Source organism: Nonomuraea sp. 3N208 (assembly GCF_052245935.1).
In the GTDB taxonomy this organism is placed as follows: Bacteria; Actinomycetota; Actinomycetes; order Streptosporangiales; family Streptosporangiaceae; genus Nonomuraea.
In genome coordinates, this window is record NZ_JBQQBR010000001.1 from 358298 (window position 1) to 384552 (window position 26255).

General features: G+C 69.5%; 22 protein-coding genes. 15 read left to right on the plus strand and 7 right to left on the minus strand.

Annotated features, from left to right (window positions below; genetic code table 11):
• Positions 1-247 precede the first annotated feature (247 nt).
• The 4 genes from ACTWPT_RS01715 to ACTWPT_RS01730 all read left to right on the plus strand — a co-directional run bounded on the left by ACTWPT_RS01715 (position 248) and on the right by ACTWPT_RS01730 (position 4419).
• Complete coding sequence (locus ACTWPT_RS01715) at positions 248-3004, plus strand: nitrate- and nitrite sensing domain-containing protein (protein WP_443175414.1); 2757 nt, start codon at positions 248-250, stop codon at positions 3002-3004.
• The gene (locus tag ACTWPT_RS01720) at positions 3001-3420 is read left to right on the plus strand and encodes a roadblock/LC7 domain-containing protein (RefSeq protein ID WP_443175415.1); all 420 of its coding nucleotides are present in this window, start codon (positions 3001-3003) and stop codon (positions 3418-3420) included. The genes ACTWPT_RS01715 and ACTWPT_RS01720 overlap by 4 nt, the downstream gene beginning before the upstream one ends.
• 137 nt (positions 3421-3557) lie before the next feature.
• Entirely contained in the window at positions 3558-3872 is a 315-nt protein-coding gene (locus tag ACTWPT_RS01725) for a DUF742 domain-containing protein (RefSeq protein ID WP_327591191.1), read from the plus strand.
• Positions 3853-4419, plus strand: coding sequence for a GTP-binding protein (locus tag ACTWPT_RS01730; RefSeq protein WP_443175416.1), 567 nt, complete (start codon positions 3853-3855; stop codon positions 4417-4419). Before ACTWPT_RS01725 ends, ACTWPT_RS01730 begins: the two co-directional genes overlap by 20 nt.
• Here the strand turns inward: ACTWPT_RS01730 and ACTWPT_RS01735 are convergent.
• Both ACTWPT_RS01735 and ACTWPT_RS01740 read right to left on the minus strand, forming a co-directional pair.
• Positions 4413-5369, minus strand: coding sequence for an SIS domain-containing protein (locus ACTWPT_RS01735; protein ID WP_443175417.1), 957 nt, complete (start codon positions 5367-5369; stop codon positions 4413-4415). The two genes, ACTWPT_RS01730 and ACTWPT_RS01735, sit on opposite strands and share 7 nt — an antisense overlap.
• Entirely contained in the window at positions 5366-6475 is a 1110-nt protein-coding gene (locus ACTWPT_RS01740; protein ID WP_443175418.1) for a phosphotransferase, read from the minus strand. The genes ACTWPT_RS01735 and ACTWPT_RS01740 overlap by 4 nt, the downstream gene beginning before the upstream one ends.
• A 231-nt stretch (positions 6476-6706) precedes the next feature.
• Between ACTWPT_RS01740 and ACTWPT_RS01745 the strand changes: the two genes are divergently transcribed.
• Genes ACTWPT_RS01745 through ACTWPT_RS01760 form a run of 4 tightly spaced genes read left to right on the plus strand, consistent with a single transcriptional unit; the run spans position 6707 to position 10493 of the window.
• On the plus strand, positions 6707-7822 hold the full coding sequence (locus tag ACTWPT_RS01745; protein WP_443175419.1) for a polyamine ABC transporter substrate-binding protein: 1116 nt from the start codon (positions 6707-6709) through the stop codon (positions 7820-7822).
• A gap of 5 nt (positions 7823-7827) precedes the next feature.
• Positions 7828-8682, plus strand: coding sequence for an ABC transporter permease (locus ACTWPT_RS01750; protein ID WP_443175420.1), 855 nt, complete (start codon positions 7828-7830; stop codon positions 8680-8682).
• Positions 8675-9457 carry an ABC transporter permease gene (locus ACTWPT_RS01755; protein WP_443175421.1) on the plus strand — a complete coding sequence of 261 codons (783 nt, stop codon included), beginning with the start codon at positions 8675-8677 and terminating at the stop codon, positions 9455-9457. The genes ACTWPT_RS01750 and ACTWPT_RS01755 overlap by 8 nt, the downstream gene beginning before the upstream one ends.
• Positions 9444-10493: an ABC transporter ATP-binding protein gene (locus ACTWPT_RS01760; RefSeq protein WP_443175422.1), complete on the plus strand. Its 1050-nt coding sequence runs from the start codon at positions 9444-9446 to the stop codon at positions 10491-10493. Before ACTWPT_RS01755 ends, ACTWPT_RS01760 begins: the two co-directional genes overlap by 14 nt.
• A 17-nt stretch (positions 10494-10510) precedes the next feature.
• Here ACTWPT_RS01760 and ACTWPT_RS01765 read toward each other — a convergent pair whose 3' ends face one another.
• A complete protein-coding gene (locus tag ACTWPT_RS01765) occupies positions 10511-11143 on the minus strand; it encodes a TetR/AcrR family transcriptional regulator (protein ID WP_443175423.1) in 633 nt (210 codons plus the stop codon).
• A gap of 98 nt (positions 11144-11241) precedes the next feature.
• Here ACTWPT_RS01765 and ACTWPT_RS01770 point away from each other — a divergent pair, with 98 nt between their 5' ends.
• The 6 genes from ACTWPT_RS01770 (at position 11242) to ACTWPT_RS01795 (ending at position 18842) form a co-directional block, all read left to right on the plus strand.
• Complete coding sequence (locus tag ACTWPT_RS01770; RefSeq protein ID WP_443175424.1) at positions 11242-12522, plus strand: glycosyltransferase; 1281 nt, start codon at positions 11242-11244, stop codon at positions 12520-12522.
• A gap of 13 nt (positions 12523-12535) precedes the next feature.
• Positions 12536-13933 (plus strand): aminobutyraldehyde dehydrogenase, encoded by a 1398-nt coding sequence (locus ACTWPT_RS01775; protein WP_443175425.1) that lies wholly within the window; start codon positions 12536-12538, stop codon positions 13931-13933.
• Positions 13934-14184: 251 nt separating this feature from the next.
• Positions 14185-17436: a nitrate- and nitrite sensing domain-containing protein gene (locus ACTWPT_RS01780; RefSeq protein ID WP_443175426.1), complete on the plus strand. Its 3252-nt coding sequence runs from the start codon at positions 14185-14187 to the stop codon at positions 17434-17436.
• The gene (locus ACTWPT_RS01785; RefSeq protein WP_090935862.1) at positions 17433-17855 is read left to right on the plus strand and encodes a roadblock/LC7 domain-containing protein; all 423 of its coding nucleotides are present in this window, start codon (positions 17433-17435) and stop codon (positions 17853-17855) included. Before ACTWPT_RS01780 ends, ACTWPT_RS01785 begins: the two co-directional genes overlap by 4 nt.
• A gap of 23 nt (positions 17856-17878) precedes the next feature.
• Positions 17879-18283 (plus strand): DUF742 domain-containing protein, encoded by a 405-nt coding sequence (locus ACTWPT_RS01790; protein WP_241564763.1) that lies wholly within the window; start codon positions 17879-17881, stop codon positions 18281-18283.
• The gene (locus ACTWPT_RS01795) at positions 18264-18842 is read left to right on the plus strand and encodes a GTP-binding protein (RefSeq protein WP_443175427.1); all 579 of its coding nucleotides are present in this window, start codon (positions 18264-18266) and stop codon (positions 18840-18842) included. The genes ACTWPT_RS01790 and ACTWPT_RS01795 overlap by 20 nt, the downstream gene beginning before the upstream one ends.
• A gap of 99 nt (positions 18843-18941) precedes the next feature.
• Here the strand turns inward: ACTWPT_RS01795 and ACTWPT_RS01800 are convergent, their stop codons facing one another.
• Entirely contained in the window at positions 18942-20216 is a 1275-nt protein-coding gene (locus tag ACTWPT_RS01800; RefSeq protein ID WP_443175536.1) for a M1 family metallopeptidase, read from the minus strand.
• A complete protein-coding gene (locus ACTWPT_RS01805) occupies positions 20213-24076 on the minus strand; it encodes a Pls/PosA family non-ribosomal peptide synthetase (RefSeq protein ID WP_443175428.1) in 3864 nt (1287 codons plus the stop codon). The genes ACTWPT_RS01800 and ACTWPT_RS01805 overlap by 4 nt, the downstream gene beginning before the upstream one ends.
• Positions 24077-24302: 226 nt before the next feature.
• Between ACTWPT_RS01805 and ACTWPT_RS01810 the strand changes: the two genes are divergently transcribed.
• Positions 24303-25097 (plus strand): SDR family oxidoreductase, encoded by a 795-nt coding sequence (locus tag ACTWPT_RS01810; protein WP_443175429.1) that lies wholly within the window; start codon positions 24303-24305, stop codon positions 25095-25097.
• On the opposite strand, the gene ACTWPT_RS01815 is transcribed toward ACTWPT_RS01810, so the two are convergent.
• Positions 25094-25537, minus strand: a complete 444-nt coding sequence (locus ACTWPT_RS01815) for an acyl-CoA thioesterase (protein ID WP_443175430.1) — start codon at positions 25535-25537, stop codon at positions 25094-25096. The two genes, ACTWPT_RS01810 and ACTWPT_RS01815, sit on opposite strands and share 4 nt — an antisense overlap.
• Position 25538: 1 nt before the next feature.
• Positions 25539-26171, minus strand: a complete 633-nt coding sequence (locus ACTWPT_RS01820) for a TetR/AcrR family transcriptional regulator (protein ID WP_443175431.1) — start codon at positions 26169-26171, stop codon at positions 25539-25541.
• Between the last annotated feature and the right edge of the window lie 84 nt (positions 26172-26255).

Consider the following 26255-nt stretch of genomic DNA (forward strand, 5'->3'; position numbering starts at 1 on the left):
TTATGCGGTTGAAACGTTCAAATCGCCCATATGTAGACATGGGGCGAGTTGTAGGTTTATTTCTGACTTCTTGGACTTGCTAGATGGAGTTCCAGGTTTGTCCCATCAATCACAGAACTTCAATTTTGCCAAGTTATGTTCGGGTAGCCTCCCCAGCGTGTGATGTGTTCCAATTACCGGCACTTGCTGATTTCCTCAGGGGACACAGCACCCCGACAAATACGCCGATCCGGGCGAGGTGCGTTCGGTGAGTACAGAGCTGGGCCAGAGGCAGGCCAGCGAGGGTAACTGGCGCCTGCGAAATTGGCGTGTCCGGGCACGGCTCGTCGCCCTGATCCTGATTCCGACGGCCGCCGCCGTGCTGCTGGGCGGCATCCAGGTGCTCGCCTCGACGGCCGCGGCCGGCGACTTCGCACGGACGAACCAGTTCGCCCAGCTGTCGGAGGAACTGGGCGCGCTCACCCACGCCGTCTCCGGAGAACGCGCCAGGACCGCCTGGTACATCGCGCGGAACCGGCCCGCGAGCGGGCTGGCCGAGGTGCAGGGCCAGATGGCCGAGGTGGACCTGGCGGCCAAGGACGTGCGCGACATCGCCAAGCAGCTGGCGGTCGACGTCACCGGCCGTACCGCCGACCAGCTCGAGCAGTTGCTCAACCGCCTCGACGACCTGTCGGCCCTGCGGAAGCAGGCGCTGGACGCCAACCTCCTGCCTGGCCCCGCCGTCGAGCTCTACACGAAGGTGATCAACGACCTGCTCTCCGTGCACAACGAGCTGATCAAGGGCAGCGCCGACGACGAGTTGTTCCGCCAGACCCGCATGCTCGACGCGCTGGCGCGGGCCAAGGAGAGCGTCTCCTACCAGCAGGCGCTGGTCACGGTGGTGCTGGTGGAGGGGGCATTCGACCAGGACCAGCTCAAGCGCTTCCTCGGCGAGCAGTCCAAGGAGACCAACGAGCGCGAGGGCTTCATGGCCGAGGCCACCGCCGAGGAGCGCCGTTTCTTCGACGAGACCGTCAACGGCAACACCGCCGACCGCATGTTGTTCCTGCGCGAGCTGGTGCTGATCAGGGCCACGAACGGGCTGCCGCTGCGCGGCCTCGACCTGGGCAAGCGCGACGACGCCAAGGAGTGGTACGAGGCGTCCAAGGTCATCGTCGACTCCATACGCAAGGTCGAGGACCGCCAGGCCCGCGGCATCGTGGCACGCAGCGAGGCGCTCAGCGCGGACGAGCGGCAGCGCGCGTTCGTGACCGCGGGCGCCGTGCTCGCGCTGATGGTGGCCGTGTTGCTGATCACCACCGGGGTGGCCAGGTCGCTTGTGCGGCCGCTGCGCCGGCTGCGCGGCGAGGCCCTGGAGATCGCCGGCAAGCGGCTGCCCGCGTTCGTCCAGCACGTGCGCGAGTCCCGCGACGGCACGATCGACGCCGAGGTGCCGCCCATCGGGATCTTCTCCAAGGACGAGGTCGGCGAGCTCGCCCGCGCCTTCGACGAGGTGCACCGCGAGGCCGTGCGGCTGGCCGGTGACGAGGCGCGGCTGCGCGCCAACGTCAACGCGATGTTCGTCAACCTGTCCAGGCGCAGCCAGACGCTGGTCGAGCGGCAGCTGACGCTGATCGAGAAGCTGGAGCGGGGCGAGCGTGACGACGCCCGGCTCGGCGACCTGTTCAAACTCGACCACCTGGCCACCCGCATGCGCCGCAACAGCGAGAACCTGCTCGTCCTGGCCGGGCAGGAGGCCGCGCGCAAGTGGAGCGAGCCGGTCGAGCTGATGGACATCGTGCGTGCCGCGCTCGGCGAGGTCGAGAGCTACGACCGGGTCAGCATCCAGGTGCAGTCGGACGTCGCCATCGCGGGGCAGGCCGTCACCGACACGGTGCACCTCCTGGCCGAGCTGATCGAGAACGCGGTCTCGTTCTCCTCGCGGGACACGAAGGTCATCATCTCCAGCAGCCGCATCGACGGCGGTTCGCTGATGTTGTCCGTCACCGACAACGGCATCGGCATGAGCCAAGAGGAGCTGGGCGAGGCGAACTGGCGGCTGGCCAACCCGCCGGTGGTGGACGTGTCGGTGTCGCGGCGTATGGGGTTGTTCGTGGTCGGCCGGTTGGCGCTGCGGCACAACATCCGGGTCCAGTTGCGTCGCCAGGACATCGGCGGGCTGACCGCCATGGTGCTCATCCCGCCGATGCTGCTCACCGCCATGCCCGGCACGATGCCCGCCATGCCGCCTGCCACCCAGACGCCCACCACGCAGCCGCCGGCCCGGCAGCCGTTCGGCTCGGAGCCGTCGTACGGGTCCCAGTCGTTCGGCTCGGAGCCGTCGTACGGGTCCCAGTCGTTCGGGTCGGAGCCGTTCACCTCGGAGCCGCAGCCGTTCGCGCCCGAGCCGTTCGCGTCGGAACCGTTCGGCTCCCAGCCGTTCGCGTCCGAGTCGTTCGGGTCCGGGTCGTTCGAGTCGGAGTCGTTCGGGTCCGGGTCGTTCGGCTCGGGGTTCCAGGGCGACGTGCCGGTGCCGCGGCAGGGGCAGCCGTCCTTCGGTCCCGGGCACCCGTCGTTCGACGTCGCGCCGCCCGCGCCCGAGCCGTCGTCGTGGTTCAGCTCGCCGCACACGAGCACCGGCTCGGCGTCCCTAGAGTCGTCTCCCTCGTTCGCCACACCGGCGGCCTCCAAGGACGAGTTCCTTCCGATCTTCGCGTCCGTGGAGGACGGCAGCTGGTTCACCAAGCCGGCGCCCACCGCCGACCACCGGGACCCCGCCTGGTCGTCACCCGCCGACCAGGGCTGGCAGGCCGCCGGTGCGACCGCGGAGCCCGCACAGGGCGGGACCACAAACTCTGGCTTGCCGAAGCGGACGCCGAGAGCGAATCTGGTACCGGGCACCGCAAACCTGAAGCCGCCGCCCGCTTCCGCTCCTCCGCTGTCCCCTGATCGCCTGCGTAACAGGCTGGCCAGCTACCAGCAGGGTGTGCGCAAGGGTCGATCAGAGCTCGAGGAGGACTCATGAAGGAGCTGAGCCAAGCCGCCAGGGACATGAACTGGCTGGTCAGCAGCTTCGTCGACGAGGTCCCCGGCGTCGCGCACGCCGTGGTCGTCTCCGCCGACGGGCTGCCCATGGCGTTCTCCCGAGGCTTCCCCAAGGACCGCGCCGACCAACTGGCCGCCATCGCCGCCGGGCTCGTCAGCCTCACCCATGGCTCCGCGCGGGTCTTCGAAGGCGGAAGCGTCACCCAGACCCTCGTCGAGATGGACCGCGGGTTGCTGCTGGTGATGTCGATCAGCGACGGATCCTCCTTGGCGGTGCTGGCCGCGCCCGACTGCGACATGGGGCTGGTGGCGTACCAGATGACGATTCTGGTCGAGCGCGCCGGACAGGTGCTGACGCCGGCCGTGCGCGCTGAGCTTTCTGCAGGGCGCCTGTGATGGATCCGCGGCGAAGCGAGGACATCCATCACAGGACCGTCTCGCGGGGCGAGACCAGAGGGGCGCAGCGATGAGGAGCAGTCGTGGCATCGTGGCATAACGGGGAGCCGGAGGCCGAGCGCAGCTCGCTGGTCCGGATGTACGCCGTCACGGGCGGCAGGACCGCTCCGCGCAGCAACCTCGCCATGGAGGCACTGGTATCGTCTGCCACCTCGGCCCAGCTCGGCCCGACCTACGCCCGCGAATACCGTGCGATCAGCGAGCTGTGCCGTCAGGTCAGGTCCGTGGCGGAGATCTCCGCGTTGCTGAGCGTCCCGCTCGGCGTCGCGCGGGTGCTGGTCGCCGACATGGAGGCGGACGGGCTGGTCAAGGTGTACCAGCCGCAGTTGGAGGCAGGACTGCCGGACAGGGGCCTGCTCGAAAGGGTTTTAAGTGGACTTCGCAGGCTCTAGCCGGCTCACCTCCACGAAGATCGTCGTGGCAGGCGGGTTCGGTGTGGGGAAGACCACATTTGTGGGCGCGGTTTCGGAGATCATGCCGCTGACCACTGAAGCGGTGATGACCGAGGCCTCCCAGGGCATCGACGACCTCGAGCACACGCCCGGCAAGACCACCACCACCGTGGCCATGGACTTCGGCCGGCTCACGCTCGACAACGACCTGATCCTCTACCTGTTCGGCACGCCCGGACAGCACCGGTTCTGGTTCATGTGGGACGACCTCGTCCGCGGGGCCATCGGAGCCGTGGTGCTCGTGGACTCGCTGCGGCTGGCCGACAGCTTCCCGGCCGTCGACTACTTCGAGGAGTCGGGGATACCGTTCGTGGTCGGGCTGAACGGCTGGAACGGCGAGTTCCCGCACATCGAGAGCGAGGTGCGGGAGGCGCTCACGCTCTCAGCCCACGTGCCGATCGTCCGGACGGACGCCAGGCAGCGGGAGGCGGTCAAACGCACGCTCATCACGCTCGTGGAGCACGCCCTCGCCGTGCGGGCTCACTGATTCCACCAGTACGCGGCCACCAGCTCGGCCACCAGCGTCTCGGTCAGCAGCGCCACGTCCCGGTCGTCATCGTGCACGTAGCGGACGGCCGCCACGGCGTCCGGCACCTCGGCGCCCACGGTGATCACGGTGGACCCGCGCTCCCGTACCCAGTCCATGGCCTGGGCGTCATAGCGTGAGCCGGGGAAGAGCAGGGCGCGGTAGTCGAGAGTCTTGGTCAGGTACACGTCCACGTGCGCCCAGTCGCCCGTCTCGCAGGCGTCGGCCGGACGGCGCGGGCCCTCCCTGAGCATCAGCGCCGACTGCTCGGCCGAGGACAGGCGCTCGGCCGGGGCGATCGTGTAGACGCCGTGGGGGCCGTCCAGCAGCTCCATGGCCAGGGGGAGCCACTCGTCCCGGCGCTCCAGAAGGTCCGTCGTGGCCTCCGCGCTCTTCTTGATCAGGGCGGGCACGTCGCGGTGCGCTCCCGTCAGCTTTGCCTCCAGGGCCAGGAGGAGCACAAGGGTGTGCTGGAACGTGCGGCAGGCCACGCCGCCGCGTTCCTCGCCCGCATGCATCGGGATCACTAGGTCGGCGCTCTCGGCCAGGGGCGAACCGGGCGCGTTAGTGAGAGCCGCCACGAACGCCGGGCCTGCCGCGTAGCGTTCGGTCGCGTCCAGGGTCTCCCTGCTGCCACCGGTCGCCGAGATCGGGATCACCAGCGTGTCCTTCGAAGGCGGGTACGTGGCCGCCGCCGAGGCGTAGTCGGCGTACGCGTCGACGCCGGCGGCGCGCAGGCGCAGGGCCGCCACCCCGGCGGCGTACCGGGAGCTGCCCATGCCGAGGAACAGCACCCTCGTGGTGCTCTGCGGGAGCTTCTCGAAGGGGTCTTCCCTGATCAGGGCGTCGGCCAGGGCTGCCAGGGACTCCGGCTTGGACTCCAGGTCGGAAAGGTAGAGCTCAGAATTCACGAGATGTTCTCCTCGGGGTACCAGGTGTGGAGGACCCCCATGGGGGCGTAGCGCCAGCGGGGGAGGTGGCGGGCGGCGTAGATCAGCTCGCGGCACTCCTGCTCGACCTCGAACGGACGGATCAGGGTCTCATCCAGGAGGTCCGTGCGGTTCCTCGCGGCCAGACGGGCCTTGTAGGCAGTCAGCATGATCGCACGGGCCTTGGCCGTCCACGACGCTGCGTCTTCGGGTGGGGTGTTCCGTCTCTTGATCGCCACCTGGGCCACGTGCTCGAGGCTGGTCGTCAGCTGTGCCACGTCCCTGGCGCAGGGCTGGTGCGGGTCCGCGTCCGTGACGGTGGGGTTGCCGTCGAAGTCGATGACCGCGTAGCCGTCTCGCCATTTGAGTATCTGGCCCACGTGGAGGTCGCCGTGGATCCTGATGGGCGGGCTGGTGATCGGCTGGGCCAGGGGGGTCAGCTCGCGTGCCAGGTGCTCGGCCCGTGCTGCCAGCCAGCGCCCGTCCTCGCCGTCCGTGAGTTCCAGCGCCTCGGCCAGGGCCGCCTCCGCCCTGGCCGCCGTCCGGGCGCTCGATGCGTGCGTTGCGCCTCGCTCCGCCGCGCCGGTGCTGGAGAGGCAGGCGGCGGGGTCAGTAGGTGCGTCGGGCGGGGTGGGGAGGGTGGCGAGAGCGAGGTGGAGGTCGGCGGCGAGGCGGCCGAGGTCGGCGGCGAAGGCGGTCGTGCCTGCTTCGGCCTCGTCCACGCACCATTCCCAGCCGTCCCTCGCCTCGGGGAGGTAGCCGGTCACCAGGGCCAGGAGGCAGTCGCGCCCGTCCACCGGCCCGGTCAGAGCCGCGTAAGGCGGGGCGGTGTCGTCAAAGCCCGCCTCCACGAGGTGGGCGAAGATCTCAGGGGCAGGATGCGGGAGCGGCACCGGCGGCGTCAGCCACTTGACGACGACCTTCTCATCCACCACGACCGAGTAGTTGGTCTGGTCCACATGGGCCCCGAAGTCACGCTCGGCGGGGATCCCGGTTTGGAGATCCCCCCGCTCGTACGAGAGGGTGGGCAATGGAAGGAAGCGGCGTACGCCGAACGGCGGCGGCGCCTCACCCTCCAACACCGTCACAAGGGCGGCGGTGAACCCGCGGTCTCGGGCGGTAAGAGGTTTCTCACCGAGATAGATCAATCTCTGGGCTATTGAAGGCCAATTCAACACGAAGAGCAAACTTCCTGGTCGCAATGTGGGGAAAAGTCTTGCTCATGTTGATATCTGCTGCAACACTCCTGGTCTGGTCTGCTGTGTCCGGTAAGGTCGCGCGACCCCTTGTTCAACGCACATCCAGAAGGAGTAGCGGCCGTGTCCCGTATCCGGTTCACCCGTCGTCTTCCGGCCGCCGTGGCGGCGGCCGGCCTCGCGCTCGCCGTCGCGGCGTGCGGTGGTGAGTCGTCGACCAGCCCCCAAGGCACGACCGCGGCCAAGGCCGAACTCAAGCCCGACGCGGACCTGACGCAGCAATCGCTTCAGATCACGGTTTGGGAGGGCTACACGCCCGAGGAGCTCCCCGCGAAGGCCAAGGAGAAGCTCAAGGTCAAGGACGTGAAGATCAATTTCCACGACACCAACGAGACGGCGATGGCCAAGCTCACCCCCTCCGGTGACAGCGGCATCGACGTGGCGTTCGTGTCCGGCCAGTACGCCCAGGCGCTCAACGAGCAGGGCCTGCTGGAGCCGATCCATCCCGAGCTGATCCCCAACCTGGCCAACCTCTACCCCGAGGCCACCCAGCTCGCCTACGACAAGGGCAACAAGTACTCCGTGCCCTACACCTGGGGCACCACCGGCATCTGCTACCGCTCGGACCTGGCGAAGACCCCGCCGACGAGCTGGAACGACATTCTGAAGCCGCCGGCCTGGGCCGACAAGAAGGTCACCATGATGACCACCGAGCGCTGGCTGGCCCTGCCCGCGCTCAAGGCGCTCGGCTACTCGGTCAACTCCGACAATGACCAGGAGATCGCCAAGGCCAAGGAGCTGCTGCTCGCGGCCAAGCCCCACCTGCTCGCCTACGACGACACCACGTTCGGCGACAAGCTGAAGTCCGGCGAGGCCGTCATGGTCGAGGCGTGGGACGGCTGGTGCCCGACCTCGGAGAAGAACATCAAGTTCGCGTTGCCGAAGGAGGGCAGCGATCTCTGGGTGGACACCATGGTGATCATGAAGTCCTCCAAGAACAAGGAGGCGGCGCACGCCCTGATCAACTTCATCCTCGACCCCGAGATCCACAGCTGGGCCGCCGAGAACATCAACTACAAGGTCCCCAACAAGGCCGCCATGGAGCGGGTGCAGGTCCCCGAGGGTTCGCTGCTCGGCATCAAGCCCGCTGAGCTGCTCAACGGTGAGGTGATCGTCGACCTGGGCCCGTCGTCGACCAAGTACACCCGTCTGTCTAGCGAAGTCGCGACACAGTCGTAGTCGCGGTGAAGTCTGAAACACAGGCCCGGCCGGCGCCCCGTTCCCGGGGACGTCGGCTGGGTGCGTTCGTTTTCCTCTCGCCCGGGCTGGCGTACCTCGTCGTGCTGCTGCTGGTGCCGCTGGCACTGGTGCTGAGCTACACGGTGTTCCAGCGCGGGCGCTTCGGCGGCGTGGTGTACGAGTTCACCACCGAGAACTTCGCCCGCTTGCTCGACCCGCTCTACCTGGGCGTGCTCGGCGACTCCCTGCAGATCGCGGCCCTGACGACGCTGATCGCCCTGCTGCTCGGCTATCCGACGGCCTACGTGATCGCCCAGCTGCCGTCCAGGTGGAAGACGGCCGCGTTGGTCGCCATCGTGCTGCCGTTCTGGACGAACTTCATCATCCGGGTCTACGCCTGGATCATCCTGCTCAGCGGGCCCGGCCTGGTGAACTCGGTGCTCGGCACGCAGCTGGAGCTGCTCTACAAGCAGGGAACGATCGTGGTCGGCCTGCTCTACTCGTATCTGCCGCTGATGGTACTGCCGCTGTACGCGGCCATCGAGAAGCTCGACCCGCAGCTGCGCGAGGCTTCGGCCAACCTCGGCGCCTCCGGGTTCACGACGTTCCGCAAGGTGACGCTGCCGCTCACTGTGCCGGGCGTGCTGACCGGGTGCATGTTCGTGTTCGTGCCGAGCTTCGGGAACTTCGTCATTCCCGAGATGCTCGGCGGCAGCAAGACGCTGATGGTCGGCAATGTGGTCCGCAACGAGTTCCTGAAGGCGCGCGACTGGCCGTTCGCCTCGACGGTGACGCTGGCGCTCATCGCGGTGCTGGTCGTGCTGCTGCTCGCACAGGCATGGGCGGCCCGCCGTGCGTAGGTCCAAGGTCTTGTACGTCCCGTTCTGGGCCACGTACGTCTTCCTCTACCTGCCGATCGTCGTGCTGGTGGTCATGTCGTTCAACTCCGGCAGGTCGGCCTACACCTACGAGGGGTTCAGCCTCAAGTGGTACGGCGAGCTGGCCGCCGACGAACGGATCAGGACCGGCGTGGTCAACACACTCGTCGTGGCCGCCGGCTCGACGGCGATCGCGACCGTGCTCGGCACCCTGCTGGCCGTCGGCCTGCTCCGGTACACCCGGTCGAAGGCCCTGGACGCGCTGGCGATGATGCCGGCCGTGCTGCCCGACCTGGTGCTGGCGATCGGGCTGATGCTCTTCTACGGCCTGATCGACTTGACGCTCGGTCTGCACTCGGTGATGCTCTCGCACGCGCTGTTCTCGATGGCGTTCGTCGCGGCGGTGGTGCGCACCAGGCTCGTGGGCGCCGACTCCTCACTGGAGGAGGCCTCGCGCGACCTCGGGGCCGGGCCGGTGGTCACGTTCTTGAAGATCACGCTACCGCAGCTGACGCCCGGCATCGTCGCGGGCGCGCTGCTGGCGTTCACGCTGTCGGTGGACGAGTTCGTGATCGCCTTCTTCACGATCGGGAACGACGAGCCGACGCTGCCGATCGTGATCTACTCAATGATCCGTTTCGGGGTGACCCCGAAGATCAACGCGTTGGCCGCGATCCTGCTCCTGCTGAGCTTCACGGCGGTGATCGCCGGGCAGCGGCTGACCAAGATCGGGGAGAAGTCACATGCTGAAGATTGACGGCATCAGCCGCAGGTTCGGGAACGTCACCGCGCTCGACGACGTCTCGCTCCAGATCGAGCAAGGCGAGTTCTTCGCCCTCCTGGGGCCATCCGGCTGCGGCAAGACGACGTTGCTGCGCATCGTCGCCGGGTTCGAGACGCCGGACGCGGGCAGGGTGACGCTCGATGGGGACGACCTGCTGTCCAAGGCGCCCAACCGGCGGCCGATCAGCCTCATGTTCCAGTCGTACGCGCTGTTTCCTCACATGACCGTCGCCAAGAACGTGGCGTACGGGCTGGAGCGCGAGCGCCTGTCCCGCCACGAGATCAAGCAGCGTGTCGGCGAGGTGCTGGAGACCGTGGGCCTTTCCCAGCACACGAACCGCAAGCCCGCGCAGCTGTCCGGCGGGCAGCGGCAGCGGGTCGCGCTGGCCCGCTCCATCGTCAAGCGGCCCCGCCTGTTGCTGCTCGACGAGCCCCTGTCGGCCCTGGACAAGAAGGTCCGTGCCGACATGCAGCTGGAGCTCAAGCGGCTGCAGCACGAGGTCGGCATCACGTTCGTGGTCGTCACCCACGACCAGGAGGAGGCCATGTCGCTGGCCGACCGCATCGCGGTCTTCGACAGCGGCAGGGTGCGCCAGGTGGACGAGCCGGTCCCGCTCTACGAGCGGCCGCGCTCGCCGTTCGTGGCCGACTTCGTCGGCGCCAACAACCTCTTCCGTGGGACAGCGAGCGGCATGGACGCGCTCAAGAGCGAGAAGTTCGGCATGTTGCCGGGCACCCCGCTGACGGAGCTCGCCGGGGGCTCCGCGGCCCTGCTGGCGGTGCGCCCGGAGAACGTTGAGCTTGCCGACGAGAGCGCGGTCAGGGGCCTGGCGGGCAGCGTCCTGGACGTCAGCTTCTACGGCGGCGTGTCGCACATCTCGGTGGACGTGCCCGGACAGCCCAAGCCGTTGCTGGTGGCCGTGCAGGGGGCGAGCTCGATGCAGGCGGGCGCCAAGGTCAAGGTGCGCTGGAACGCCGAGGACGCCGTGATCATGGCGGTCGACCAGTGAGCCGACCAATCAGCCGGTCAGAATGCCAGGTCGTTGCCCGTGGCCGCGCGGGCGTACGAAAGGATCAGCTCCGCCGCCTCATCCGGGCCGATCATCGGGTGCCTGGCCGTGATGCGGTAACCGTACGCATCCTCCAAGGCCACCAGGTTGCGCGCGATCGTCAGGGAGTTCGAGCTCAGTCGGAACACACCGAGCGCGGCTCCCGTGTCCAGGATCGCTTGGTACATCGACACCTGGCGGTCGTAGAGCGAAGTGAGCAGCACGCCGTAGACCCGGTTGCGGCCCGCGGCCCCGCCCAGCTCGTTGAGCAGGCGCACGTCCGGGTCGAGCGGCCCGGTCGGCAGCCCCGACCTGATCGTGACCACCAGCTTCTCGGCCTGGTCGGTGAAGTCGGCCAGCCGGCGCATCCGCTGCTCGTAGAAGCGCTCCATCCCCGCGTGCTGCGCCTCGACCAGCAGCTCCCCGAGATCGGGGTAGTGGTAGAGAACGGCGCCGGAGGTCAGCCCGGCCTCCTCGGCGACGTGCGAGAGCTGCACGCGGTCGATGCCGTGGCGCACGATGGCCTTGCGCGCGGCCTCGATCAAGTCGAGACGGCGGTCGCTCCGGCTCTTGCGCTTGGCCACCCACACCACCTTCACGTCTTCGCTCACCGTTCAGTTAGCCGTGACCATAGTGCACTTAACTTGACCTTCACGCTAGATACGTTTTTGAATTCCCCTTCAACTCGCTGAAGACCCCCGGAGTGTCGATGTCTCTCACGATCTTGTTCATGCCGGAAAGCGCGTACGGCCCGACCAACAACTCCATCGGCATCGGCGACATCCTGCGCCGCCGCGGCCACCGCGTCGTCTTCGCCGCCGAGGCGTCGTGGAAGGGCAAGCTGGAGGCGCTCGGTTTCGAGGAGGATCTGGTCGATCTCGCGCCTCCAGCCGAGGACGCCACTGGAGGCGCTGAGCAAGACCCGGGCCAGTTCTGGAAGGACTTCATCCGCGAGACCGCGCCCGAATACCGCAAGAGCACGAAGGAGCAGCTCGAGACCGTCACCGCGCCCATCTGGGCCGAGCTGATCGACGGCGTGAAGTACTGCGAGCCGCAGCTCAAGGCCATCATCGAGCGGGTGGACCCGGATGTGATCGTCGAGGACAACGTGATCACGTTCCCGGCGCTGCTGACGGCGGGCAAGAAGTTCGTCCGCATCGTCTCCTGCAACCCGCTGGAGGTGCGCGGCGAGGGCATCGCGCCGGTCTTCTCCGGTCTGCCCGCCGCCGATCGCGCCGAGTGGGACGCCTTCCGCGCCGAGTACGACCGCACCCATCGCGAGCTGTGGAGCGCCTTCAACGAGTGGTGCGTCGAGCAGGGCACCGAGCCGCTGCCCGACCTCGACTTCATCCACCAAGGCGACCTGAACCTCTACGTCTACCCGGAGATCCTCGACTACACCGACGCCCGCCCGCTCGGCGCCACCTGGCACCGGCTCGACTCCTCGGTCCGGGAGACCGACGAGGACTTCACGCTGCCCTTCCAGCGCAACAACGGCTCGCTGATCTACTTCTCGCTCGGCTCGCTCGGCTCCTCCGACGTGGAGCTCATGCAGCGGGTGATCGACGTGCTGGCCACCACGCCCCACCAGTACATCGTCTCCAAGGGCCCGCTGCACGCGGAGATCAAGCTCGCCGACAACATGTGGGGCGCGGAGTTCCTCCCGCAGACCAAGATCATCCCGCAGTGCGACCTGGTCATCACCCACGGCGGCAACAACACGACCACCGAGGCGCTGCACTTCGGCAAGCCGATGATCCTGCTGCCGCTCTTCTGGGACCAGTACGACAACGCCCAGCGGGTCGATGAAATGGGCTATGGTGTCAGGCTTTCGACCTATACCTTCACCGACGAGGAACTGACCGGCGCGATCGCGCGGCTGCTCGGCGACACCGAGCTGCGGGCGCGGCTCGCCGCCGCGGGCGAGGAGATCCGGCGTCGCGACGGCCTGCGCCAGGCCGCCGACCTGATCGAGCAGCTCGGCCAGTGAGGACATGTTTTCCATGCGTGAACTGATCAACCCCGCCACCGGGCTCCCGTGTGCCGAAATTACGGACACGCCGGTGGAGGGTGTGGCGTCGGCCGTACGGGGGGCGCGTGCCGCGTACGAGGAGTGGTCGCAGGCCACCCCCGCCGAGCGCGCGCGGCTGCTGCTGCGCCTGGCCGACCTCGTTGAGGCCGACGCCGAGGAGCTGACCAGGCTCGAGGTCGAGGAGACCGGCAAGCCGGCGGCGGTGTTCAGGGACGGTGAGCTGCCGTTCGCCGTGGACAACCTGCGCTTCTTCGCCGGCGCCGCCCGTTCGCTCGACGGCTCCGGCGCCGGGGTGTTCAGCCCCGGCTACACCTCGGTCATGCTGCGCCGTCCCGTCGGGGTGGTGGGGTCGATCGCGCCGTGGAACTTCCCGTTCGTCATGGCCGTGTGGAAGGTCGGCCCAGCGGTGGCCGCGGGCAACGCGGTAGTGATCAAGCCGGCCCCGCAGACGCCGCGCACGACGCTGCGGCTGGCCGAGCTGTTCGCCAAGGCAGGTGCCCCGGAGGGGCTGGTCCAGGCGGTCACCGGGGACGCCGAGGTCGGGCAGGCGCTGGTCGGCGACCCCGATGTGGACATGGTGAGCGTCACGGGCTCCACGGAGACCGGCAGGGCCGTGATGTCCGGCGCGGCCGCCACACTCAAGCGGGTGCACCTGGAGCTCGGCGGCAAGGCGCCGGCGCTGGTCTTCGAGGACGCCGATCTGGCAGAGACGGCCCGCGGCGTGGCCATGGGCGCGACGTACAACACCGGTCAGGACTGCACGGCCGCCACCCGCGTCTACGTCGCCAGGGAGGTCTTCGACGACGCGGTGGAGGCGCTCCGGGCAACTCTTGCCGAAATTTCCTTCGGCGACCCGTGGGACCCGGCGACGGATATCGGGCCGCTGATCTCGGCCGCCCACCGGGAGCGGGTGCACGGGTTCGTCTCCCGCTCCGGAGGGCACGTGCTGCATGGCGGCGTCCCCGGCGACGGCCCCGGGTTCTTCTACCCGCCCACGCTGGTCACGGATGTCTCACAGGACAGTGAGATCGTGCAGGGCGAGTTGTTCGGGCCGGTCCTGGTGGTGCTGCCGTTCGACGGCGAGGACGAGGCGGTCCGGCTGGCCAACGACACCACCTACGGCCTGGCCTCCTCGGTGTGGACGCGTGACGTGTCCAGGGCGATGCGCGTCTCCCACCGGCTCGACGTAGGGGTGACCTGGGTGAACGACCATCTGCCCATCGCCAGCGAGGCGCCGCACGGCGGGGTGAAGGGCAGCGGGTTCGGCAAGGACATGAGCCAGGAGGCGGTCCTGGAGTACTCGGTGACGCGGCATCTCATGGTGAAGCACGCGGCACCGGTCGAGCGGGATTCCTTCCGGCCCGCCTGAGATCGTGTACGGCGAAATGCGCCCAGGTGTGCTGCGTTGGGCGCGTGTGATGGGATATGTTCTGTTGGCCGATCTGGTACGGGTTGTGTTCCAATTACCCAGCCGGACTAATTCCCATGCGCCACACGCGTGTCTGGTTTTTTCGAGCACGTACCGGCGAGAGGTTGCGAGACTCAGTGAGGACGAAAAACCCCAGGCACACTCGGTCTGGGGAGTACACAGGCGGAAGATTCCGGCTGGCTAACTGGCGTGTGCGCTCGAGGCTGGTTGCGCTCATCCTCATCCCCACGGTGGTGGGCGTGCTGCTCGCCGGCATCCAGCTGGCCAACGCCATCGGCACCAGCGTCGAGTACCAGCGCCTGACCAAAGCGGCCGAGCTCGTCCAGCGCGTCGGCGGGCTCAACCACGAGCTCGCCAAGGAGCGCACGCTCACCGCGTGGTACGTCACCGACCGCCGGGCCGGGCGGCTCGTCCAGCTGAAGACTCAGCGAGAGGCCACGGACGAGGCCAAGGCGCTGGTGATGACCGCCGCCTCCAGCATCGACGAGTCGTACTCGGAACGCGTCCGCGAAGGCGTGGATGACGCGCGCCGCTGGCTGGACGGCCTCAACAGCCTGCGTGCCTCCATGGTGGCGGCGAACGTGCCGCCGCGCGCGGCCATCAACACGTACACGACCATGATCGAGGTCCTCTCGTCGCTCAGCTCCAGCATGGCCGGCGGCGTCAACGACGACCATCTGCAGCGGGACGTGGCCGCGCTCGGCGCGCTGGAGCACATGAAGGAGGAGGTCTCGCGCCAGCAGGTCATCCTCATCGTCGCGCTCGTCCAGCGCCAGCTGGACAACGAGGCGCTCACCGACTTCCTGGGCTCCTGGGAGCAGCAGCAGGCGGAGCTGGCCACCTTCGAGCAGGTCGCCGAGCCCGTGCATCTGCAGGAGTACAGGCAGATCGTCAAGGGAAGGCAGATCGACCGCAGCGACGCCATGCGGCAGCGCGCGCTGGCCCAGATGCGCGAGTACAACCGGGTCCGGGACCTCGACGTCAGCACCACCCGCGACCTGAGCCTCTGGTACGACGGCATGTCGGTGACGGCCACCGCCATGCGCGAGGCCGAGGAGGACCTGGCCACCGAGCTCGTGGCCAGGACCCGCGAGCTGAGCGACGCCGAGCAGCGCAGCGCGATCATCTCCGGCGCGATGATCCTCGTCCTGCTGCTCCTCGTCCTGATCATCACTACCCGCGTGGCCGGCTCGCTGGTCCGCCCGCTGCGCCGGCTGCGGGCCGAGGCGCTCCAGGTGGCCACCACCCGGCTGCCCGAGACCGTTCGCGTGCTGCGCGAGTCCGGCGACGGCGCACAGGTGCCCGAAGTGCCGTCGGTCGGCGTCAACACCCGCGACGAGATCGGTGAAGTGGCGCGGGCGTTCGACGAGGTCCACCGCGAGGCCATCAGGCTGGCCGCTGACGAGGCCAAGCTGCGGTCGAACGTCAACGCCATGTTCGTCAGCCTCTCCCGCCGCAGCCAGACGCTCGTCGAGCGGCAGCTGCAGCTCATCGAGGGCCTGGAGCAGGGTGAAGAGGACGAGCAGCGGCTCGCGAACCTCTTCCGCCTCGACCACCTGGCCACCCGCATGCGCCGCAACAGCGAGAACCTCCTGGTCCTCGCCGGCCAGGAGGCCGCGCGCAAGTGGAGCGAGCCGGTGCCGCTGGTCGACATCGCCCGCGCCTCGCTGTCGGAGGTCGAGAACTACGAACGCGTCCAGATCCAGATCTCGTCCGGCACGCTGATCGTCGGCCCGGCCGTCACGGACGCCGTCCACCTGCTGGCCGAGCTGATCGAGAACGCGACCTCGTTCTCGCCCCGCGAGAGCAAGGTCGCGGTCACCAGCACGCCTGCCGAGGGCGGCGTGCTCGTCACCATCAACGACCTGGGCATCGGCATGAGCCAGGAGGAACTGGCCGAGGCCAACTGGCGGTTGGCCAACCCGCCGGTGGTGGACGTGTCGGTGTCGCGGCGCATGGGCCTGTTCGTGGTCGGCCGGCTGGCGCTGCGGCACGGCATCAGGGTCCACCTCAGCATGCGGGAGACCGGTGGCCTGAGCGCGCTGGTCCTGATGCCCGACATGTTGATCACCAGCGCGGCCGGGGTGCCGCATAAGGGCGGCCAGTACGAGGCGTTCACGTCGTTCGACCCGAGCATGTTCGGGCAGCCGTCGACGAACGGATCGGGACCGCGCCACTCGACACCTTCCGCGGACCCGTCCCACCAAGTGGTGGACACGGAGTGGCCGGGCTCGGTGCCCGCGCCGGGGACCGGCGCCTGGCCGTCCTTCGGCGAGCAGCCTGCGGGGTTCGGGGAGCAGCCCGCGTTCGGGGAGCAGCCCGCGTTCGGGGAGCAGCCCGCGGCGTTCGGCGAGCAGCCGTCTGCCGGGGTGCCCGGCGGGGCGCCGGGAGGCGTGGCCGAGGAGCCGCGCTGGCCGTCGTTCGCCGAGGAGTCGCCTGGTGCCCCGCCGCAGGAGGAGCACCGCTGGTTCGAGGAGCCCCGCTGGCCGTCGTTCGCGGAAGAGCCTCCGCCCGCGCCGGCACAGCCTAATTCCTTCGCGGAGAACCGGTGGCCGTCGTTCGCCGAGCAGCCGCCACCCCTGCAGGAGCAGGAGCCGCGCTGGCCCTCGTTCGCCACGGAGCCGCCGAAGGACCCCGACGACCCGGCCCTGTGGTCGTCCTTCGCCGACCCGCTGCCACGCAGGCCGATATTCGAGTCGGAGGATCAGCCGCGGCCGCAGCACGGCGATGACCAGCGTGCCGACTACCAGGCCGACTACCGAGGCGACTACCGGGCGCCGTTCGGCGACGAGCCCAAGCCCGCCGACAGTTTCGAGCAGAACGGGCATGCCGCCTACGATCCGTTCGGGCCCGGCCGCTACTCCTCCCAAGACATGACCGGCCCGCTCCCGGTGGTGCGCAATTCGCCCATGGAGGAGCAGGGCGAGGAGTTCCTGCCGATCTTCTCCTCGGTCGGCTCGGACTGGTTCCGCCGGCCGGATCCCGAGCAGCTGAACCCGCACTCCGAGCCTCCGTTCTCGGCCGAGCAGCAATCGCCGGCCGGGTGGGAGCGCTCGTTCGAGGGAGAGTCCGAGACCACCGCCGTGCACCCGGCCATCCCCGTGGACGCGCCCGCGCCTTCGGGGCAGGCGCCGCTGCCACAGCGCAAGCCGGGCCAGTCCGGGGCAGGCGCGTCCTGGTCCTCGCCCGCGGACTCCGGCTTCCAGGCCGCTCAGGCGGCAGCCCAGCCCGCACAGGACGGCACGACAGCCTCGGGGTTGCCACGCCGCGTCCCCAAGGCCAATCTGGTGCCCGGTACGGCCAGTCTCGCCGAGCCCCAGCCCACATCACCGGCGCCGCAGATCTCGCCCGAGCGACTGCGGAACCGGCTCTCCAGCTTCCAGCAGGGTGTCCGACAAGGCCGGGCGTTCACCCGCGGCGAAGAAAATGAGGAGGACAAATGAGAGAGATGAGCCAGGGAGCGCGTGGCATTAGCTGGCTGATCACGGACTTCGTGAACAACGTGCCAGGCGTCGCGCACACGGTCGTGGTCTCGTCTGACGGCTTGCCGCTGGCCTTCTCCGAGGGGTTTCCCAAGGATCGGGCCGATCAGCTCGCGGCGGTCGCCTCTGGCGTGATCAGCTTGACCCAGGGCGCCGCGCGGGTCTTCGAAGGCGGAATGGTGACGCAGACCGTCATCGAGATGCAGCGCGGACTATTGATGATCATGTCCATCAGCGATGGATCCTGCTTGGCGGTCCTGGCCGCGCCCGACTGTGACATGGGCCTGGTGGCGTACCAGATGACCCTGCTGGTCGAACGCGCGGGGCAGGTGCTTACTCCGGCCGTACGCGCTGAGCTGCAAGCGGCCCGCCCTCGCTAACCGGGGGCGAGTGAACGGAGATCATGGTGACAGGTCAGGGTTGGGCTGGTGATAGCACTCCGCCGCATCCGGCGGCTCCCCGTCCGCAGAAGCCGAGCTCCCTGGTACGGCCGTATGCCGTGACCGGGGGGCGCACGGCGCCGCGGATGAAGTTCGCCATGGAGGCACTGGTGTCCTCCGTGACGTCGGAATACCAAGACATTTCCCTACTGAGTCCGGAGTATCAGGCGATCATCCAACTGACCCGGAACGTCCGGTCGGTTGCTGAAATCTCCGCCCTTTTACGCCAGCCCCTTGGCGTGGTCCGGGTGCTGATCGCCGACATGGCGTCGGAGGGCCTGATCCGCGTGCACCAGCCTGCGCTGGACGCGGGAAAGCCGGACCTCAACTTGCTCGAAAGGGTACTCAGTGGACTTCGCAGGCTCTAGTCCCGGCCTGACCTCGACGAAGATCGTCGTGGCCGGGGGCTTCGGCGTGGGCAAGACGACGTTCGTGGGTGCGGTGTCGGAGATCCTCCCGCTCACCACAGAGGCGGTCATGACAGACGCCTCGGCTCACGTGGACGACGTCTCGCTCACGCCGAACAAGACGACCACGACCGTCGCCATGGACTTCGGCCGCGTCTCGCTGGACCGTGACCTGATCCTGTACCTGTTCGGCACGCCTGGACAGCACCGGTTCTGGTTCATGTGGGACGACCTGGTACGAGGGGCGATCGGCGCGGTCGTGCTGGTGGACACCCGCCGCCTGGCCGACAGCTTCCCGGCCATCGACTACTTCGAAGAGGCGAAACTGCCGTTCGTGATCGGCGTCAACGGCTGGGACGGCGAGTTCGCGCACGGCGAGGAGGATATCCGCGAGGCCATGTCGGTCGGCGGCCACATCCCCATCGTCCGCCTGGACGCCCGGCACCGAGAGTCCGTCAAATCGACCTTGATCACCTTGGTGGAGCACGCCCTGACCCGCCACACGCACACGCCCGTATAGACGTCTCCTGGGTGCCGCCTGGTCGTAGCCTCTCCCGGTGGCACCCACTCTTGCCCAACGGGAATGCGGGCCGGCGGTACCCCGAACGCCGCTGCGGGTTCAAAGGCGCGGCGGCGGGAGCGGCTTGTCGTACAGCCAGGCGGACAGCAGCGGTCCGACCGGTCGCGAGGTGTGCCGGTGGACGTGGGCGGCGAACCCCAGGGTGGTGACGCTCCCGTGCCGCCGCTCGGCCGTCCAAGCGCGCAGAGCCGCGAAGAAGACGTGGTCGCCCAGGGCCCGGCGCAACGCGTGCAGGGTCAGCGCGCCCCGCTTGTAGACGCGGTCGTCGAACAGCGCCCCCGCGCCGGGGTCGGCCAGGACGAAGTCCTGTGGGAGCTGCGCGAGCCTGTGGTGCCAGCGCTGGGCGTGGTCGTCGGCGGATGGGCCGCCGGACTCCTCCGACCAGAGCCACTCGGCGTAGGCGGCGAAGCCCTCCTGCAACCAGATGTCGCGCCAGCAGGCCACGGTGAGGCTGTTGCCGAACCACTGGTGCGCGAGCTCGTGCGCGATCAGGCGTTCGAACCCGCGCATGCCGTCGACATGGTTCCTGCCGAAGATCGACATGCCCTGGGCCTCGACCGGGATGTCCAGGTCGTCGTCGGCCACCACGACGGTGTAGCCGGTGAACGGATAGGGCCCGAACCGGTCGGTGAACAGCGCCATCATCTCGCCCTGGCGACCGAAGTCGTGCCGTGCGCGAGTGGCGAGGCGCGGCGGGTGTGCCAGCCGGGTTCCGGCGACCTCGGAGAGCTGGTAGCGCCCGATCTGCACGCTCGCCAGGTAGCTCGCCATGGGCTCGGTCTGGTCGTAGATCCACGTCGTGTCCCCGGCCGCGCGGCGCCGCGCGACGAGCACGCCGTTCGCGATGACCTGGTACGACGACGCGGTGGTCAGGGAGATCCGGTAGGACGCCTTGTCACTGGGCCGGTCGTTGCACGGGAACCAGGAGGGCGCGCCGATCGGCTGGCCGGCCACCAGCGCGCCGTCGGTCAGCTCCTCCCAGCCGAGGCCGCCCCAGGGGCTCGGTACCGGTACGGGGCTGCCCGAATAGCGCACCTCGACCTCGGCTCGCGCTCCTGCCGGCAGCGGCCGGGGCAAGGTCACGCGCAGTTTGCCCTTGCCATGCGAGTAGCGGGCCCAGCCACCGTCCACCGTGACACCCGAGATCCGGAACTTGCCGAGGTCCAGGTCGAGGGCGCTGAGGGGCTCGGCGGCGGTCACCGTCAGCCGGGCCGTGCCGTCGAGCCGGTTGGCCGGGACCCGGTACTTCAGCGTCAGGTCGTAGTGCGTGACGCCGTACCGGTGGTCGCCGTGCCCTGGAAAGTAGGACGTCATCGCCACGCCGAGATGGGGTTGCCGAACCACCTGGCCCGGCTCGGCACGGTCTCGCCGCGCATGACCAGCGAGGCGGGACCGATCGTGGTGTCGGCGCCCACTCGCGCGGCCGGCAGCACCACGCTGTGCGGGCCCAGCGTCGCGCCGGCCTCGAGCGTCACCGTGTCCATGCTCATGACCCGGTCATGGAAGAGATGCGTCTGCAGGACGCAGCCCCGGTTGACGCAGGCGCCATCGCCCAGTGTCACCAGATCCGCCTCGGGGAGCCAGTACGTGTCACATGTGACTCCATGTCCAATGCGTGCCCCGAGCGAGCGCAGCCACACGTTCAGCGGCGCGGTACCCAGCCACGGTTGCGCGAACCACGGCGCGGCCAGCACCTCGACGAAGTTGTCCGCCAGCTCGTTACGCCACACGAAGGAGCTCCACAGCGGCTGGTTCCCGGTCCGGATCCGGCCGACCAGCGCCCACTTGGCGGCCGTCGCGACCGCCGCCGCGACCACCCCGGCGGCCAGCATGACCACACCGGCCAGGGCGGCCGCCACGGCGAAGCCGTACCGTGCCGCGAGCCATTCGAAGGCGGCGGCGACCAGGAGGGCGACCGCGACCGCGCACATCGCGGGTACCACGCGGAACCCCTCGACGAGGGCCCGCGCTGCCTTGAACCGCGCGGGCGGGTCGTAGGTCCGGCTCCGGTCGGCCTCCTCGGCGGTGCGGCGCAGCTCCATGGGCGGCATGCCCACGTACGACGAGCCGGACTTGGCCTTCTTCGGCGCTGCCGACAGCACCCCGACCAGGCCGTCCTTGGGCACCTTGCGGCCCGGAGCGGTCATTCCGGAATTGCCGAGGAAGGCCCGCTTGCCGATCCGCGCGGACGCGATGCGCATCCAGCCGCCGTCCAGCTCGTACGGAGCCACCATCGTGTCGTCCGCCAGGAAGGCGCCGTCGCCGACCGACGTCATCGTGGGCAGCGCGAGGACCGTGGACAGCTCGACGCCACGGCCCACCTTCATGCCGAGAGCCCGCAGCCACGCGGGCGTCAGAACGCTCGCGTACAACGGGAAGAGCCAGACGCGGGCCGCGGCCATCAGCCGCCCCGTCGCCCAGGCCTGCCACGCCTGGCGGCTGTGCACCGGATAGTGGCCCGGACGCAGCCGCAGCCCGAGCAGCCGCACGCTGACCAGCGTGACCAGGGCGAAGGCCGCCATGCCGGTGATCGTCGCCAGCGGCACGCCGGTCAGGGCAGAGGTGAGGGCCTCGCCGAGCGTGCGGGCGTCTCCGGCGAACACGGCCAGAACCGCGAGGCCGGCCCCGGCCGCGGCCGCCGGGAGCAGGCTGAGCGCGATGGCCGTCAGGCCGTACAACGACGCCCAGAAGCGCGACCGGACGGCCCGCTCTCCTGGTTTGCGCGACTTGCCCTGCCTGAACGCGGGCACGCCGGCCCAGAGCTCGCCTGCGGGTACGGTGCCGGCGACCGCCGATCCCGGGGCGATCCGCGAGTTCTTCCCGATCCTCGCACCGGGCAGCAGCGTCGAACGGGAACCTACGGTGGCGCCCGCGCCGATCCGGATCTCGCCGATGTGCAGCAGATCGCCGTCGTACCAGTGGCCGCTGAGGTCGACCTCCTGCTCGACCGACGCGCCCCGGCCCAGCCTGAGCAGTCCTGTGACGGGCGGCGGCGAGTGCAGATCGGCGTCGGCGCCCACTTTGGCGCCGAGCATCCGGGCGTACCACGCCATCCAGGGCGCGCTGGCCAGGTCGGGGACGCCGAGCCTGACTGCGAACTGCTCGGCGAACCACAGTCTCAGATGCACGCGGCCACCGCGCGGGTGGCTGCCCGGCCGTACGCCGCGCAGCAGCAGCCGCGCCAGCGCCGCGGACAGGCCCATTCGCCCCATGGGGCTGACGAACACCAACGCGCCCAGGGCGACCCACCACCAGGACAGAGCCGGTGCCCACGGCGGCGCGAGCAGGTTGTTGAGCGCGGCCAGCAGCACGATCCAGCGCATCGCGCCGGCGGTGAGCAGCGGAACCATGAGCAACGACTGCACGAGAGCGGCCCGCCGGGGCATGGGCGCCACGGGCGGCCGCGTCGGCTCGTGCTCGCCCCGCGCGACCAGGAGCCGCGCCAGCCCGGCGAGCGTCGGCTGTGCGTACACGTCGCCCACCGCCACATCCGGATAGTCGGGACGCAGCACGGACACCAGCCGGGCCGCGGCCAGGCTGGTGCCGCCGTCGGCGAAGAAGTCGGCGCCGGGTCCTTCCGGCGCCACGCCGAGGATGCCGGTCCACCGCTCGGCCAGCAGCGCCTCGGCCGGGCTCCACTCGGCCGCGGGCGCGACCGGCTCGGCCAGCGGCCAGGGCAGCGCGTCACGATCGATCTTGCCGGAGGTCCTCGTCGGGAGAGAGTCGACCGGCGCCAGGCGCGGCACCAAGGCGGCGGGCAGCGAGTCGGCGAGCAGCTCGCGCGCCTCACCGGCGTCGAAGCCGGGTCCGGTGACGACGTACCCCACGAGAACCTGGTGGCCGCCGCCCGCGGTGCGGACGGCGGCGGCCGCGCCGGTGACGCCCGGCAACGCCTGCAACGCGGCGTCCACCTCGCCGAGCTCGATCCTGCGCCCGCCGAGTTTCACCTGGTCGTCGGCCCTGCCGACGAAGAAGAGGCCCTCGGGGTCCGCCCGTACGAGGTCACCGCTGCGGTAGGCGCGTTCCCAGGCCAGCGACGGCAGCGGCGCGTACTTCTCGGCGTCTTTCACCGGGTCCAGGTAGCGGGCCAATCCCACGCCTCCGATGACGAGTTCGCCAGTCTCGCCCATGGCCACCGGCTCGCCCGAGTCGCCGATCACCGCCAGGTCCCACCCGTCGAGGGGCAGCCCGATGCGTACGGGTCCGTCGGCTGTGAGCCGCGCCGCGGACGCCACCACTGTCGCCTCGGTGGGCCCGTACGTGTTCCACACCTCCCGCCCCGGTACGGCGAGCCGCTCCGCCAGCTCGGGAGGGCACGCCTCGCCGCCGAAGATGAGCAGCCGGATCCCGCCGAGGTGCTCGACAGGCCAGAGCGCGGCCAGCGTCGGCACGGTCGAGACGGCCGTGATGCGCTGGGCGGCCAGCCAGGGGCCCAGGTCCATGCCGGTGCGTACGAGGGCTCTGGGCGCGGGCACGAGGCAGGCGCCGTGCCGCCAGGCCAGCCACATCTCCTCGCACGAGGCGTCGAACGCCACGGACAGCCCGGCCAGCACCCGGTCGCCGGGGCCCAGCGGCCGATCCGGCAGGAAGAGTCCCGCTTCCGCGTCGGCGAACGCGGCCGCGGACCGGTGCGTCACCGCGACCCCTTTCGGCCTGCCGGTGGACCCGGACGTGAAGATGATCCACGCGTCGTCGTCCAGGCGCGGCGGCTCCGCAGCCGTCCCCGCGCCTTCGGACAGTGACGCAGCGGTCCCCGCGCCGCCGTGCATCGTCAGCTTGCCGGCGAGGACGGCGTCGACCCCGGCTTCGGCGAAGACCAGTTCGGCGCGCTCGTCCGGGTCGTCGGCGTCGACCGGCACGTACGCGGCACCGACCGCGAGCACGGCGAGGATGGAGACGTACAACTCGGCGGTCCCCGACGCGATGCGCACGCCGACCCTGGCGCCGCGGCCGATCCCGGCTTCCGCGAGCTCGGCCGCCACCCGGTCCACCTCGGCACGCAACGAGCGGTAGTCGAGGCGCACGGCGCCGTCGTCCAGTGCGGGCGCCTCCGGGTAACGGCACGTCGTCTCGTCGAGGATGTCGAGCAACGTGCGCGGTGGCGGCGCCAGCAGGCCGGCGGGATAGACGGCGGACGCGGTCTTAGGGCGTAAGTCGGCCGAGTGACGAGACAAATGCTGCTCCCTGAGTCAGGCGGTCGGTGGCGCCTGCCCAGGAGGGCATCTGCCGCGCATTCACATCATCCGCCACTTTCGTGGCGATCGCGCCACCCCAGAGCCCAACGACCGCTGTATCCGCCGCTATTCCGAGACCTGCGGCGACCTGGCATTCCACCCCCGCGTCACATTCCTCCCTCGCTCCGGGTCAGCGCAGTAGAGATCCACGAAAAGGGAGGAAGTCATGACTTCGCCGATTCTGGTCACCGGTGGGACGGGCACGCTGGGGCGCCTGGTGGTGCCGCTGCTGCGGAAGGCCGGTTGCGAGGTACGGGTGCTCAGCCGGGGCGGCCACGGGCCCGAGGACGGCATCGAGTACGTGACCGGCGACATGTCCACCGGTGAGGGGCTACAGGCCGCGATGGACGGAGTCGAGAAGATCGTGCACTGCGCGGGGAGCGCCAAAGGCGACGAGGTCAAGGCCCGCAACCTGGTGCAGGCGGCGTCGCGGGCGGGTGCCCCGCATGTGGTGTACATCTCGGTCGTGGGCGCCGACCGGATCCCGGTCGTCAGCGGCGTCGACCGCGCCATGTTCGGCTACTTCGCGGCCAAGCGGGAGGCCGAGCAGGTCATCGCCGCGTCCGGACTGCCGTGGACCACGCTGCGCGCCACCCAGTTCCACGACTGGGTCTGGATGACGCTGGGGACGATGGCCAAGCTGCCGGTGCTGATGACGTGGGGCGGTGCCAGGTTCCAGCCGGTCGACGCAGGTGAGGTGGCGGCCCGGCTGGTCGAGCTCGCCCTGGACGAGCCGGCCGGGCTCGTGCCTGACATCGCCGGACCTCGCGTGTACGGGATGGAGGAGCTTGCCCGCGACTACGTGAAGGCCACCGGCAAACGCCGGCTGATCGTGCCGGTCCGGAGCCCGGGCAAGGCCGCGGCCGCGTTCCGAGCCGGCGCCAACCTTGCCCCGGACCACGCCGTCGGCCGCCGGACCTGGGAGGACTTCCTGGCCGAGCAGAAGCGCCGAGGCCTCTAGGAGGGGACCGGCACTGCAGGGAGCAGCAGAGGCGCGGCCGCTGTGCGGAGCTCGTCGCTGAACGGCGCCGGCCGCAAAGTGATGGGGTCCAGGTTGACGTTGACGCGGTATCCCTCCGCGTGCACCACCGAGCGGTCCGCCGACAGCACGCGGAACCCGTACACCCCGCTCGTACGGCCAAGACGATCGATCCAGAAGTGCACCAGCGGCTCGCCCACCCCCGCAATAGGCACGTTGTAGGTCACCTTGAACTCCCGCACGGCCAGGAACACGTCCTTGAACGCCGACACGGCGGCATCGGGCGCCCAGCCGAGCCGGTGCCAGTACGCGCTGATCGCCCGCTCGACCAGCAACGCGTACCGGGAGTTGTGCAGCAGGCCCATCGCGTCGAGGTCATCGAAATGCACCTGAACCGGCTCGCAAACGCCATATTCGATCATGTCAGTCCTCCGGGAGCAGCTCGGGATGAGGGGAGAGGGCGCGGAGCCGCTGGAGTACGGCACGGCGGGCATGAGCGAGAGCGGCCGGCCCGTCGAGCAGCCGGGAATGAATGATGGCCATTTCGCCGAGTGCGTCGATCTCGTAGGCGAGCTGGGCCGGATCCACGCTCGCGGCCAGCTCGCCCAGCTCCACGGCCCCGGCCACCAGTCGCTGGATGAACTCCTGCCACTCGCGCATGGCCCGCGCGACGCGGTCGTGCACAGCTCCGGGGCGGTCGTCGAACTCGGCCTGCACGGCGAAGAAGAAACACCCGCCGGGCAGCACGCCGTCGTCGTAGAACGTCAGCCGCGCCTCGTGCAGCGCGAACAGGCGCCGCACGCCTGCGGGGACGCGCAGGGCGGGCTCGACCACATGCTCGGTCCATTGGCGGGTGGCCCATTCCACCGCATCAAGCTGCAGTTGCTCCTTGTCGCGCCAGTGCGCGAAAAGTCCAGACTTGCTGATGCCGGTCGTCGTCGCCAGCCGCCCCAGGGAGAGCCCGGCCAGCCCTTCGACGGAGGCCAGTCCCACCGCCTGCTGGAGGATCGTTTCGCGGCTGCGCATCCCCCGCAGCAGCCGGCCGTCTTGCGTCATGCGGCTCACACTATATGAACGACCGATCGGTCGTATAGTCGGAGCCGGGAATGCCGTGCAGCACACCCGCGTTGAGGCGGGCAG